Source organism: Comamonas avium (assembly GCF_014836675.1).
Classification (GTDB): Bacteria; Pseudomonadota; Gammaproteobacteria; order Burkholderiales; family Burkholderiaceae_C; genus Comamonas; species Comamonas avium.
The window spans coordinates 81,386-95,135 of record NZ_JACSQK010000004.1; the positions used below are offsets into that span (position 1 = coordinate 81,386).

Genomic DNA, 13,750 nt, shown 5'->3' on the forward strand with positions numbered 1-13,750 from the left:
CAACATCTGCTTGACCCAACCTGTGCCGCATCCCGGATAATTCCTGCCTGTTTCTGGCGGCCGCTTTGCCGCGACCGTCCACATCAAGGAATTTGAGTTTTGTCCACATCTGACGTTTCCACGCCCCACCAGAACAACAACGGCGTGCAGACCCCCTCTTCTTCGCCTTTGACCGCCCCGATTGAAGGGCACACGCCCATGATGGCGCAGTACGTGCGCATCAAGGCGGAGTACCCCGACACCCTGGTGCTCTACCGCATGGGCGATTTTTATGAAGTCTTCTGGGGTGATGCTGAAAAGGCTGCACGCCTGCTCGACATCACGCTGACCACGCGCGGCCAGTCAGCAGGCTTTCCCGTAGCGATGGCTGGCGTCCCTTTCCACGCGCTGGAAGGTTACTTGGCGCGCCTGATCAAAATGGGCGAATCCGTTGCGATCTGCGAACAAGTCGGTGAAGTCGGTGCCAGCAAAGGGCCGGTGGAGCGCAAAGTCGTGCGCGTGGTGACTCCCGGCACTTTGACCGATGCCGAACTGCTGAGCGACAAACAAGAGGCCATGCTGGTGTCGCTGCACACATCAGGCCGCCAGCGCTGTGGCCTGGCGTGGATGAGCGTGACACAGGGGCGCATTCATTTGGCCGAATGCGGCCAGGACGAATTGGGCGAATGGCTGGCACGCATTGCCCCCAGTGAAGTGATTTACAGCGCAGGTGTGACCGAGCGTTTTGAGCAAGGGCTCTTTGCCCTCAAGCACAGCGGCACTATCTCCTGCCCGCTCAGCCCGCGCCCTGACTGGCAATTTGATACGGGCTTGGGGGAGCGCAAACTGCTGGAGCTGCTGGGCGCAGCCAGCCTGAAGGCCTGGGAGGCCGAAGCACTGCCCCTGGCCCATGCCGCCAGCGCCGCACTGCTGAGCTATGCCGAGCACACGCAAGGGCGCAACCTCACGCACATTCACAGCCTGCAGGTGCAGCGCGATGACCAGCTGATTAACCTGCCGCCCACCACACGCCGCAATCTGGAGCTGGTCAAGACACTGCGTGGCGAAGACAGCCCGACACTGTTTTCACTGCTGGACACCTGCATGACCGGCATGGGCAGCCGCTTGCTCAAAACGTGGCTGCTGGAGCCGCAGCGCGAGCGCGCCGAACCGATTGCCCGCTTGAACGCCACCGAGGTACTGCGCGGCAACGATGCTCTGGGCGGCTCCATGCCTTGGCAGGCACTGCGCGCAGAGCTCAAAGGCGTCAGCGATGTAGAGCGCATCACTGCCCGCACCGCACTGCGTCAGGTCCGCCCGCGTGAGCTGGTGGCTTTGGGCAAGACACTGCAAAAAGCACAGTTGCTCGCGCAGACCCAGGCATCGCCCTCGGCCTATTTGAACCAGATTTTTCAGGACCTGGTGCCACCATCCGACTGTGCCGATTTGCTGGCACGCGCCATCATGGATGAGCCCTCCGCGCTCGTGCGCGATGGCGGCGTGATTGCCACCGGCTTTGATGCCGAGCTCGATGAGCTGCGCAGCATTCAGAACAACTGCGATGAATTCTTGCTGGAGCTGGAAGCCAAAGAAAAACTGCTCACCAACATTCCGAACCTGCGTGTCCAGTTCAACAAGGTGCATGGCTTTTACATTGAAATCACCAACAGCTACAAAGATGTGGTGCCAGCGCGCTACCAGCGCCGCCAGACACTGAAAAATGCGGAACGCTACATCACCCCAGAGCTCAAGGCCTTTGAAGACAAAGCCCTGAGCGCCCAGGAGCGAGCCCTGCAGCGTGAAAAGATGCTGTTTGAACGCATCCTGGATCAGCTGCAGCCCCATGTACCCCATCTGACCCGCGTGGCACAGGCCATTGCGGCACTTGACGTGCTGTGCACGCTGGCCGAACGCTCACTCACGCTGAACTGGAGCAAGCCCACATTCAGCAGCGTTCCCTGCATTGAGATTGAGGGTGGCCGCCACCCGGTGGTGGAAGCGCGCATGGCTGAAACATCCAGCGGCAGCTTTATAGCCAATCACACACGCATGAATGTGAACACACGCATGCAAGTGATTACCGGGCCGAACATGGGCGGCAAGTCGACCTATATGCGCCAGGTGGCCCTGATTGTGCTGCTGGCCAGCATGGGCAGCTACGTGCCTGCTGCAGCCTGCCATCTGGGGCCGATTGACGCCATTCACACCCGCATTGGCGCCGCTGACGATTTGGCCAACGCCCAGTCCACCTTCATGATGGAGATGACTGAGGCTGCGCAGATTTTGCACGCCGCCACCCCACACAGCCTGGTGCTGATGGATGAAATTGGCCGGGGCACCAGCACCTTTGACGGCCTGGCCCTGGCCAGCGGCATTGCCACGCAGCTGCATGACAAAACCAAGGCTTTCACGCTGTTTGCCACCCACTACTTTGAACTAACAGAATTGCCTGCCAAGGCCAAGGCGGCGGTGAATGTGCACGTGGGTGCGGTGGAATCGGGCAGCGATATTGTGTTCCTGCACGAAATTCAGCCCGGCCCGGCCAGCCGCAGCTATGGCGTGCAAGTGGCCAAGCTGGCGGGCATGCCCGCTGCCGTGCTCAACCACGCGCGCCATACGCTACAAGCGCTGGAAGCGCGCGATGAGGCTGGTCAGGATCAGGTTGACCTGTTTGCCGCCCCCCCCATGCCCGAGTCGGCCCTGCAAGCGACCCCTGTGGAAGACGCGCTGGCGCAGATCAACCCCGACGCACTCAGCCCCCGTGAAGCGCTGGAAGCTCTGTATCTGCTCAAAAAGCTGACCCAGCGCACTTAAACATTCGGTCATACTTTCTGCGGCCCACAGGAATACACTTGCTTGCTGAAAGCCGCTCTCTGCCTGAAATTTCATGACTTACTGCATCGCCATCAAGCTCAACGCCGGTCTCGTCTTCCTGTCGGATTCGCGCACCAATGCCGGTCTCGACCAGATCAACTCTTTCCGCAAGATGATGATCTACGAGAAGCAGGACGACCGCTTTATGGCACTGCTGTCGGCGGGCAATCTGTCCATCTCGCAGTCAGTGCGCGAGCTGTTGCAGACCATGACGATTCGCGACGACGCCACGGGCGAGGTGCTGACCATCTGGAATGCCAAGAGCATGTTTGACGCCACGCGTGTGCTGGGAGCTGCCGTGCGCCATGTGTATGACAGAGACGGCATGGCCCTCAAACGCGCAGGCGTGGACTTCAATGTCTCCATGCTGTTTGGCGGGCAAATCCGGGGCGAAGGCATGCGCCTGTTCCAAGTCTACTCGGCAGGCAACTTCATTGAAGCTACGGCAGAAACGCCGTATTTCCAGATTGGGGAGGCCAAGTACGGCAAACCCGTGCTGGACCGCGTGCTCACCCCGGATCTGCCACTGGATGAAGCCGCCAAATGCGCGCTGGTATCCATGGACAGCACGCTCAAGTCCAACCTTTCTGTGGGCCTGCCGCTGGACCTGGCGGTGTATGACATCGACAGCTTGCGCTGCGACAAGCTGGTGTGCATTGACGAAGACAACCCCTACTTCCAAATGCTGCGCGGCAACTGGGGCAAGCGCCTGCGTGAAGTGTTTGACAGCATTGAGGACCCGCAGTGGTTCGGCGGCAACAGCACCGTCCCACTGGTGATGGACAAACCCAGCCCCATCAAGAAAATCACCACTCCTGAAGAAAAACTGATCTAGTGCGCGGCAAGGTCTGCGTGCACCACCGAGCAACGCATGCAACCCTTGATCTTCTCGCACGCCAACAGCTTTCCTGCTGGCACTTACCGCCTCTTGTTTGCACTGCTGCGCGAGCGCGGTTTTGACGTACATGCGCTGGACCGCTTTGGCCACGACGCACGCTACCCCGTCACCAGCAACTGGCCACACCTGGTGCAGCAACTGGCCGACTTTGCCACCCCTTTGGTCCAGCGCTGGGGCCAGCCCGCGCTCATGGTGGGCCACTCACTGGGGGGCTTTGTCAGTGTCATGACGGCTGCGCAGCACCCGCATCTGGCGCGCGGGGTGCTCATGCTGGACTCGCCACTCATCAGTGGCTGGCGCGCCACTTCGCTGGAAGTTGCCAAGCGCACCCAGCTGGTAGGCAATGTGTCACCCGGAAAAATCAGCCGCAAGCGCCGCAACATCTGGCCCAGCCGCGCAGAGGCTTTGACCCTGTTCCAGAGCAAAAAAGCCTTTGCACGCTGGCATCCCCAAGTACTGCAAGACTATGTTGACCATGGGCTGGATGCCAACGCAGACGGCCACGTCACCCTGCACTTCAGCCGCGAAGAAGAAACCGCCATCTACAACAACCTGCCCCACAACCTCAATGCCTTGCTGCGCCGCCACCCACTGCGCTGCCCTGTGGCCTTCATTGGCGGCATGTATTCCAAAGAAATGAAACAGGTGGGCATGGACATGACGCTGCGTATCACCCACGGGCGCACCATGCTGGTCGATGGCGGCCACCTTTTCCCCATGGAGCAACCGCATGTCACCGCTGCAGCCATTGAAGCGAGCTTGCTCAATCTGGATGTTGCTGCTGCAAAACTTTAAAAAAAGAAGCGTCAAGCTCTTGTAAAACCTTGACTTTGATGTGTTTTTATATCTGAAAACCAATTAATTCAAGCACTGATAGCTATTCTTTTATAAGAACTCAGAAAGAATGCAATGGCCTTGGATTACCTAGATTTTGAATACAGCGAAGACGAAGACAGCAATGGCACCTGGGACGCCATGGCCAGCGTGGCCGATCACCGCTGGGGTGCTTTGCTTGCCGAAGTGTGCAACGTATTGCGCTGGGCCAGCCAGGAGTTCCGTGGCCGCCGAGGCCCACTCGATGAGGGTGGAGACTGGGACTACGACCTCAGCGCCCAGGACGACGACAATGGCCGCGCACTGAAGATTCGCTGGTCAGCCAGCACCGCAGGCATCGATGCCGAAGCGCCGCAGCCAGGCAGCTACACCACCTTGACGCTGACCCTCACCGGCAATGCGGCCTTTGGCGATGCATTGCGCCAAAAGTTTGAACTGGAATAAACAGAAATAAAAATGCCACGACCGGGCAAAAGATGGAGCGGGTGATGGGAATCGAACCCACGCTATTTGCTTGGGAAGCAAAAGTTCTACCATTGAACTACACCCGCTTATGACGCTGTCTGCGTGAACACGCAGGGCACCAACCGGGTGTCAATTTATCACAGCCACGGCCCCCGCAATAGCGGCCACCGTGTGGTTACACCAGAAATTTGAGCAATGACAAGCACCCCTTCACCCGCTCCCTACGCAGTTTTGATGGTTTGCATGGGCAATATTTGCCGCAGCCCTAGCGCGCACGGTGTGCTGCGAGAGATGGTCAAAGCGCGCGGCTGGAGTGATTGGTTCACCGTCGATTCCTGCGGCACCCATGCCTATCACGTGGGTGAAGAGCCTGACCGCCGCAGCCAAAAACATGCGCTGCTGCGTGGCTATGACCTGAGCGACCTGCGTGCACGCCAGCTCACGCGCGAAGACTTTGAGCGCCATGACCTGGTGCTGGTGATGGACCACGAGAACATGGCCCGCGCACAGGCACTGTGCCCGCCTGCGCAGCGCCACAAACTGCACCGGCTCACCGAGTTTTGCCGAGAGATGCGCAGCGCCGTCGTGCCAGACCCTTATTACGGTGGTGATCAAGGCTTTGAGCACGTTCTCAATCTGATTGAGGACGCCTGCCTGGGCGTACTGGCTCACGTGCAAAAAGAGCACATCAAAGAGAACCTGAACGGTTAAAACGCGGCTTGCGGGCCCAGCAACTGCTTGGAATGAACCTGTGGCTGGCGCATGAAGGGCTGTGCAACGCGGCCAAAAAGCCACATCTTTCGCCAATGACGTCGAATAACACGCCCCCTGGCACCCGGCTGCGCACGGCATGCACGGCACAGCGCAGCCACGCAAACTCACGCGCGTTTTCTGGCGCTTTATGCTGCTTTCATGCGCAGACACCGTGGATACAGCAGCCTGCACGCATCGCCAACACCTAGTAAAAACCCTGCATTTGCCGCAAAAACAGCACTAAAAGTTCTTGTTTGCTGCGAACCGTCAAAAAGCCGTCAGCAAGCACAGAAGGTGCTCCGTAAAATCGCGCGACTGTGCATTCCTACAAGTCTGCAGGGCAGGCGTGGCCACACGCCTTGTCTGTACCTGCGGCACATATCGCGCTTTTTGGAGACACCATGCAAGCACTCTTACGGCTCTCTCGGGGGATCGACTGGCTCAACGCCCAAGTCGGCAAATACGTTATCTGGCTCATTCTTGCAGCCACCATCGTCAGCAGCCTTAACGCTGTGGTGCGCAAAGTGTTCCACACCAGCTCCAATGCGTTCCTGGAAGTGCAGTGGTACTTCTTTGCTGCATCGTTTTTGCTGGCTGCTGGCTATACGCTGCTAGAGAAAGAGCACGTCAAGGTCGATGTGCTCAACGCCAAACTCAAACTACGCACCCGAGTGTGGATTGATGTGATTGGCTTTGCCTTCTTTCTCACGCCCATGTGCGCACTGGTTGTCTACTACGGCACGCCCTTCTTTTTGCAGGCCCTCAATTCCGGCGAAATGTCCAGCAACGCAGGTGGCCTGATCCGCTGGCCTGTGTATCTGATGATGCCCCTGGGCTTTGGCCTGCTGCTGCTGCAAGGCATCTCCGAGCTGATCAAGCGCATCGCTTTCCTGCAGGGACTGATTGACGACCCCATGGTCAAGATCGTGGCCAAAACACCTGAAGAAGAGTTGGCTGAAGCCATCCTCAAAGCCGAAGAAGAAGCGGCCCGCAACGGCGTCAACCGCGCCTGAGCGATAAGGGAGACATAGCTATGGAATTTCTTGCAAACAATATGGCCCCGATCATGTTCGCGGGCCTCATCTGCTTTTTGCTGCTGGGCTTTCCCGTGGCATTCAGCCTGGGTGCCTGCGGCCTGTTTTTTGCCGTCATCGGTATTGAGCTGAACGTCTTGCCCGAAGCGCTGATGCAGGCGCTACCGCTGCGCATCTACGGCATCATGCAAAACGAGACGATGCTGGCCATTCCGTTCTTTACGCTCATGGGGCTGATCCTAGAGCGAAGCGGCATGGCAGAAGACTTGCTTGACACCGTAGGCCAGCTGTTTGGTCCCATCCGCGGTGGTGTGGCCATTGCCGTGATTTTGGTGGGTGCCATGCTGGCCGCTACCACTGGTGTGGTGGCCGCGTCGGTGATCTCGATGGGTCTGATCTCGCTGCCCATCATGCTGCGCTACGGTTATGACCGCCGCATTGCCTCGGGCGTGATTGCCGCCTCGGGCACACTGGCACAGATCATTCCACCGTCACTGGTGCTGATCATCTTGGCCGACCAGCTGGGCCGCAGCGTGGGTGACCTGTACAAGGGCGCGTTCATCCCCGGCTTCATGCTGGTGGGTTTTTACATGATCTTCATTTTCCTGCTGGCTTTCTTTAAGCCAAACATGGTGCCTGCGCTGCCTCCGGAAGCGCGCAGCCTGAAGGAAAAAGACGGCTCCAGCGGACTGACATCGTTGCTGGTGCTCACCGTGCTGTGCGTGGGTGTGTCCATTTATGCTGCGCAGAACATGGAAACCATCCACACCTGGTTCACCGGTGAAGTGGTAGACAAAGTCGCCAAGGACGAAACCATCGTGTTCTCGATGTGCTTTGGTGTGGCGCTGGCTTTTGTAGCGGCATCTATCAACCGCGTAACGGGCATGGGCCTGCTGTCGCATGTGGCTGAAAAAGTCACGTTTGTACTGATCCCGCCGCTGCTGCTGATTTTCCTGGTACTGGGCACCATCTTTTTGGGCATTGCAACACCTACAGAAGGTGGTGCGATGGGTGCACTGGGTGCCATCATTTTGGCGCTCAGCCGCAAGCGTCTGAACTACCAATTGCTGCGCCAGGCGCTGGTGGGCACCACCAAGCTGTCGTGCTTTGTGATGTTCATTTTGATCGGTGCCACCATTTTTGGTCTGACGTTCCAGGGTGTCGATGGCCCGTTGTGGGTAGAACACCTGCTGGCCGATCTGCCTGGCGGCCAAGTGGGCTTCCTGATCATCGTGAACATCATGGTGTTCGTGCTGGCGTTCTTCCTGGACTTCTTTGAGCTGTCCTTCATCGTGGTGCCTTTGCTGGCCCCCGTGGCTGACAAGCTGGGCATTGATCTGGTGTGGTTTGGTGTACTGCTTGCAGTGAACATGCAGACTTCCTTCATGCATCCGCCCTTTGGTTTTGCGCTGTTCTTCCTGCGCTCGGTCGCGCCAGACAAGGAATACACCGACAAGCTCACCAAAAAGCGTGTGGCACCTGTGACCACCGAGCAAATTTACATGGGAGCCATTCCGTTCCTGTGCATTCAGCTGATGATGGTGGGCCTGATCATTGCCTTCCCCGGCATTGTCTCCAGCGGCATGGACGAAAAGGTGGATTACGACCTGGACGCCATTCGTGAGCAGATGGAGTCATCGATGCCCGCACCGATCGACTTTGACAATCCGTATATGGAACAAAACGGCAGCAACCCCGGCAGTGAATCGCCAGCAGACGATCCACTCAAGGCCATGCAAGAGGCCATCGGCAAATAAACACGCCCCCTCAAACAAGCCCCTGAGCGCCGCAAGGCCCGGGGGCTTTTTTTTGAACTTGTACGATAAAAATATAGCTGCCAGCGCATGCTGATACTTATTTATCAAGTCAAAAGTATCTAAAAACCAGCTAATTCAAGCGCTGATAGCTCCTGTTTTCAAAAAAGACCTTCTGAACTCCTGCCTTTGTGACCAGGTGCTTCAAACCAGTTCTGTACACTAGCCACCGGGTGCCCGCTGCATACGGCAGTGATGGCAGGTGAATTTTCAGGTGCAGGTCGGGCCGCTTGCATACCTCTAGCGAAAGTCCGTCTGTGCACACCCATGACCCCCAGGGCCAGGCCCCTCTGCACCCGCAATTTCCTGCGCCCAGCGCGCACATTCCTGCGCTTCAAACAGCCTCCAGCCGCATTGCTGCGCGTTTTGCACACTTGCTGCACATCGAATCGATGAGTGGCATCGTATTGATGCTGGCCGCTGCCATCGCCTTAGGCTGGGCCAACTCGCCATGGGCCGGCAGCTACTTCGCCACATGGCACGCTCCGCTGGCTTTGACCCTGGGGCCCTGGAGCTGGAGCACGGATTTGCATTTCTTCGTCAACGACGTGCTCATGACCATTTTCTTTTTGGTCGTGGGCATGGAGATTCGACGTGAAATGCACAACGGTGCCCTTGCCAACCTGCGTCAGGCCAGCCTGCCGGTGATGGCGGCCATTGGCGGCGTGGCCGTACCTGCCTTGATCTATGTGGCTTTTGCCGGCCAAGACAAATTGCTGCTCAAAGGCTGGGCCATTCCAACAGCAACAGACATTGCCTTTGCCGTCGGTGTACTGGCACTGCTGGGCAAATCCATTCCCGGCCCTTTGCGCATCTTTTTGCTGGCGCTGGCAATCATTGATGACATCGCAGCCGTACTCATCATTGCGTTCTTTTACTCTGGCGGGCTGGACTACAGCGGCTTTGCCGTGGCTTTTGCAGGTTTGGCACTGGTGGTGCTGTTCAACCGCATGGGCATAGCCTCGGCCTGGGCCTATGCGCTGCCCGGTGCTGTGCTCTGGCTGGGCTTGCTGCAAACCGGCGCCCACCCGACACTGGCTGGCGTGGTGCTGGGCTTGATGACACCTGTGGCCATGCGCCCTGCGCAGCGTCACCATCTGGAAGTGGCGCAGCGGGCACTTACGCGCATCCGCCTGCAGGCGCAGCAGGGCCAGTTTGAGGCCGATGTGCTGCACCAGGAACTGCGCATTGCCTCTGCAGCCCAGCGCGACCTGCTGCCCCCGGTATTTCGTCTACCCATGATGCTGCACCCCTGGGTGGCCTTTGGTGTCATGCCCGTCTTTGCGCTGGCCAATGCAGGCGTGCAATTTGGCGGTGTCGATTTGTCAGCAGCAGGCCCGCAGACTGTCGCCTTGGGCATTCTGGTGGCGCTGGTCATCGGCAAACCTGTGGGGGTGTTTCTGGCCACATTTTTGGCTGTCAAAACAGGGCTGTGCAGTTTGCCGCAAGGCGTGAACTGGGCAGGGGTTGTGCTGGTTGGCTTGCTGGCAGGCATCGGTTTCACCATGGCCATTTTTGTGGGTGGACTGGCTTTCTCTGATGCGGCGCTGCTGGGCGCAGCCAAGATGGGTATCCTGGGAGCCTCGGCCACAGCAGCCGTACTGGGTTTGATCTACGGCTTCATGGTGCGCCATAAACTGGCGCGCTGATCACTGCCATTGCTACACAAAAAAAGCCGGAGTGCCTTGCAGCCTCCGGCTTTTTTTGTTGCCATTAACTGTGTGCTTTATTCATGGCGCAGAGCTTCAATCGGGTCTAGCTGCGCAGCCCGGCGCGCTGGAAAGTAGCCAAATACCACACCGATTGCGGCAGAAAACACAAACGACAGCGCATTCACCATCGGGTTAAAGATGAAAGGCACCTGCATTACCTGCGCCAGCCCCACAGAAGCCACCGCAGCAATCGCAATCCCAATCAAGCCCCCCAGCGCAGCCAGCACCACCGCTTCAATCAGAAACTGCAGCAGTACCTCACGCTCCAGCGCACCAATCGCCAGTCGCAAGCCAATCTCCCGGGTACGCTCTGTCACGCTGACCAGCATGATGTTCATGATGCCAATACCGCCTACCAGCAAGCTCACTGCTGCCACCGCCCCCAGCAAGGTGGTCATGACCTTGGTGGTGCCCGCCATGGTGTCAGCCAGCTGCTTGGTGTCCAGCACATTGAAGTTGTCTTCATCGCTAGGGGCCAGCTTGCGCAGCTCACGCAGCAAGTCGCGCAGGCTGGTTTTGACGCGTTCAGGGTCGCTGTCATCGGCCATGGAAACCAGCAAGGTGCTGACACGGGTGTTGCCCGTGACACGGCGCTGCAAGGTCTTCAAGGGAATCAAGACCTGGTCGTCCTGATCGTTGCCAAAAGCGCCCTGGCCTTTGGATTCCAGCACGCCGATGATGGTGCAGGAAAAAGCCTTGACGCGCAGCGCACGCCCCAGAACGTCAGCCGTGCCCTGGAACAGCTCGCGGTGCAAGGTCGAACCAATCACGCACACCGAAGCGCCTGCACGCAGCTCCTCATCGGTGAACGCACGGCCTTGTGACAGCTTCCAGTTGCCCGTTTTAAACCACTCGTTGTTGCTCCCAATCACAGTGGACGACCAGTTGCGTCCATCCGCCACCAGCGTCACGCTGGATCGCGCTTCAGGGGCAACGGCGGCAATACCGCCAATTTGCTGCTCAATCGCCAGCGCATCCGTATCTTTGAAAGCTGGTGCCGGTGCTGCGCCGGGCCCCATGCGCATGCCCGCACGAATCTGCAGCAAGTTGGTACCCAGGCCTTGAATCTGCGTCTGCACCGCCACGGTCGCACCATTGCCCAAAGTGACCATGGTGATCACCGCGCTGACCCCGATCACAATGCCCAAAATGGTCAGAAAAGAGCGCAGCAGGTTGCGACGAATGGAGCGCAGCGCCAGCAAGATGGTGTTGCCAAACATCAGGCGTCCTCCCCATTCACAGCTTCGGCTGAAGCTGTCTTTTGTCGCAGCATCATCGGTTCATTGCGCATATCGGTATCTAGCAAACCATCCTTGAAGCGCACAATGCGCCGCGCGTAAGCGGCCATTTCTGGCTCGTGCGTGACCATCAGCACCGTGATGCCTTGCTCATGGTTGAGCTTCCACAGCAGCTCCATGATTTCTTCACTGCGCTGCGTATCCAGATTACCGGTAGGTTCGTCGGCCAGCAGCACCACAGGGTTGCTCACGATGGCCCGTGCAATCGCCACACGCTGCTGCTGACCACCCGAGAGTTCAGATGGCGTATGGTGTTCCCAGCCCTTCAAGCCGACGGCATCCAGTGCCCTGGCGGCGGCGGCATGGCGCTGCGTTGCGGTTTCCCCGCGATAAAGCAGCGGCAGCTCCACATTTTCCTGCGCCGTAGTGCGCGGCAGCAGGTGAAAGCCCTGAAACACAAAGCCAAAGTAGCGGCGGCGCAGGCGGGCGCGCTCATCGCGGTCCAAGTCTTCGACATGCACACCCTTGAACAGGTATTCGCCAGACGTGGGCCTGTCCAGACACCCCAGCGTGTTCATGGCGGTGGACTTGCCCGAGCCACTGGGGCCCATGATGGCCACAAAGTCGCCCTGATCAATGTCCAGATCAAAACCCTTGAGTGCCTTGAACGCCAATCCGCCTTCACCGTACACCTTGATGATGTTGCGAAGCCGGATCAGCGGCATGCCACCGCTGTCTTGCGTTGGCGCTTGTGTCATCGCGCTGCTCCATTGCGCTGGTCGGTGATAACCTGCGCGCCTTCAGCCAGTTTGTCACTTTCCACTTCAGTGATTCGACCGTCGCTGATACCCGTTTTCACTTGCACAGCAACTGGCGCACCACCTTCTAGCACCCAGACATAGCGCGTCTGCCCCACACCCAGGGCCTGGCTGCCACCAACGCCACGGCTCGATCGCATCCGCTGAGGCATCAGCTGCCCCATGATGCCGCCACCGCTGGCACCCGGTGCTGCACCCGGACCACCCTGACCTTGTGCGCGGGGACCACGCTCGCCTGCAGCCCCCGCAGGTGCGCCAGGAACAGCAGGAGCCTGCATACCTACCGGGGTAAAGCGCAAGGCAGCATTGGGCACCAGGATCACATCCTTGCGTTCGCTTGAGCGGATGGTGGAAGAGGCTGTCATGCCAGGGCGCAGCGACAAGTCTTCGTTGTGCACTTCCAGCCGCGCCAGGTATGTCACAACGTTGTCAGTCTTGGTAGAGCCATAGTCCACACGAGTGACCTTGGCTGGATAAGTGCGCGATGGGTGCGCACTCACCGTGAAACTGGCGCGCTGGCCGGCTTGAACCTGCCCAATATCGGCCTCATCCACAGACACTTCCAGACGCAGCTTCTTCAAGTCTTCAGCCACAGTAAACAAAGTCACCGCTTGCAAGGAAGCCGCCACCGCGTTACCTGGGTCTACCGTGCGCGTGAGAATCACGCCATCAATCGGGGACTTGATAGACGCTTTGGACAAATTGGTTTCGTCCGTTTTCAGCGCCGCCCGGGCATCATCTACGGAAGCACGCGCAGCAGCTTCATCCGCAATCGAGCGCTCCACCGTGGCTTGCCCTGCATCCATCTCTGCAGCCGAGGGCACTTTCCCCCCGGAGATACGGTGCACTTCCTGCAACCGTGCAAAGTTGGAGCGCGATTCTTTGAGCGTTGCCTGCGACTGCTGCAAACGGGCTTGCGCTGACATCACCGAAGCTTTGGAACGATTGAGCTGCGCTTGCAGTTTGTCGGTATCCAGCTCCACCAGCACCTGGCCTTTTTTGACGGCATCATTCACATCCACCAGTACGTTGCGTACCGTCCCCGACAGCTCAGAGCCGACATTCACTGTGCGCGTGGGCTGCAGCGTGCCATTGGCCAGCACGGTCAAGGAAAGATCTCCACGCTTGACCGCTTCCGTCACATACACCGGCTTGGCATTGGCCTTTTGCTGCTGCTGCCAGTACAGGTAAGCGCCTGCAGCGCCGGCCAAAGCCACGACACCGATCCACAAAGTGGGGCTTTGCCACCAGCGGCGTGTCAATCCATCACCTAAAAGTTCTTGCACGTCTTGGGATGTGCTTGCGGATTTTTTCTTGCTCATTGTTGATTC

Annotated in this window: 11 protein-coding genes and 1 tRNA gene; 8 read left to right on the plus strand and 4 right to left on the minus strand. The window is 58.6% G+C overall.

Features of this window, described 5'->3' with window-relative positions; all coding sequences use genetic code 11:
* Window positions 1-198 precede the first annotated feature (198 nt).
* The 4 genes from mutS (at window position 199) to H9646_RS08145 (ending at window position 5,029) form a co-directional block, all read left to right on the plus strand.
* Window positions 199-2,793, plus strand: a complete 2,595-nt coding sequence (mutS, locus tag H9646_RS08130) for a DNA mismatch repair protein MutS (RefSeq protein ID WP_191723255.1) — start codon at window positions 199-201, stop codon at window positions 2,791-2,793.
* A 73-nt stretch (window positions 2,794-2,866) separates the two neighbouring features.
* The gene (locus tag H9646_RS08135; protein WP_191722867.1) at window positions 2,867-3,688 is read left to right on the plus strand and encodes a proteasome-type protease; all 822 of its coding nucleotides are present in this window, start codon (window positions 2,867-2,869) and stop codon (window positions 3,686-3,688) included.
* Between the two features lie 36 nt (window positions 3,689-3,724).
* Window positions 3,725-4,546: an alpha/beta fold hydrolase gene (locus tag H9646_RS08140; protein WP_191722868.1), complete on the plus strand. Its 822-nt coding sequence runs from the start codon at window positions 3,725-3,727 to the stop codon at window positions 4,544-4,546.
* Between the two features lie 114 nt (window positions 4,547-4,660).
* On the plus strand, window positions 4,661-5,029 hold the full coding sequence (locus H9646_RS08145; RefSeq protein ID WP_191722869.1) for a hypothetical protein: 369 nt from the start codon (window positions 4,661-4,663) through the stop codon (window positions 5,027-5,029).
* A gap of 33 nt (window positions 5,030-5,062) precedes the next feature.
* Here H9646_RS08145 and H9646_RS08150 read toward each other — a convergent pair.
* Window positions 5,063-5,136, minus strand: a tRNA-Gly gene (locus tag H9646_RS08150).
* A 109-nt stretch (window positions 5,137-5,245) separates the two neighbouring features.
* Between H9646_RS08150 and H9646_RS08155 the strand changes: the two genes are divergently transcribed.
* From H9646_RS08155 to nhaA, 4 genes are all read left to right on the plus strand, one after another.
* On the plus strand, window positions 5,246-5,761 hold the full coding sequence (locus H9646_RS08155) for a low molecular weight protein-tyrosine-phosphatase (protein ID WP_191722870.1): 516 nt from the start codon (window positions 5,246-5,248) through the stop codon (window positions 5,759-5,761).
* 443 nt (window positions 5,762-6,204) lie between these two features.
* Window positions 6,205-6,816, plus strand: coding sequence for a TRAP transporter small permease subunit (locus tag H9646_RS08160; RefSeq protein ID WP_191722871.1), 612 nt, complete (start codon window positions 6,205-6,207; stop codon window positions 6,814-6,816).
* Window positions 6,817-6,836: 20 nt separating this feature from the next.
* The gene (locus H9646_RS08165) at window positions 6,837-8,594 is read left to right on the plus strand and encodes a TRAP transporter large permease (RefSeq protein WP_191722872.1); all 1,758 of its coding nucleotides are present in this window, start codon (window positions 6,837-6,839) and stop codon (window positions 8,592-8,594) included.
* A 314-nt stretch (window positions 8,595-8,908) separates the two neighbouring features.
* A complete protein-coding gene (gene nhaA / locus H9646_RS08170) occupies window positions 8,909-10,300 on the plus strand; it encodes a Na+/H+ antiporter NhaA (protein ID WP_404813090.1) in 1,392 nt (463 codons plus the stop codon).
* 77 nt (window positions 10,301-10,377) lie between these two features.
* Here the strand turns inward: nhaA and H9646_RS08175 are convergent, their stop codons facing one another.
* Genes H9646_RS08175 through H9646_RS08185 form a run of 3 tightly spaced genes read right to left on the minus strand, consistent with a single transcriptional unit; the run spans window position 10,378 to window position 13,741 of the window.
* Window positions 10,378-11,583, minus strand: coding sequence for an ABC transporter permease (locus tag H9646_RS08175; RefSeq protein WP_191722873.1), 1,206 nt, complete (start codon window positions 11,581-11,583; stop codon window positions 10,378-10,380).
* A complete protein-coding gene (locus H9646_RS08180) occupies window positions 11,583-12,359 on the minus strand; it encodes an ABC transporter ATP-binding protein (RefSeq protein WP_191722874.1) in 777 nt (258 codons plus the stop codon). The genes H9646_RS08175 and H9646_RS08180 overlap by 1 nt, the downstream gene beginning before the upstream one ends.
* Window positions 12,356-13,741 (minus strand): efflux RND transporter periplasmic adaptor subunit, encoded by a 1,386-nt coding sequence (locus tag H9646_RS08185; protein ID WP_191722875.1) that lies wholly within the window; start codon window positions 13,739-13,741, stop codon window positions 12,356-12,358. The genes H9646_RS08180 and H9646_RS08185 overlap by 4 nt, the downstream gene beginning before the upstream one ends.
* Window positions 13,742-13,750 lie beyond the last annotated feature (9 nt).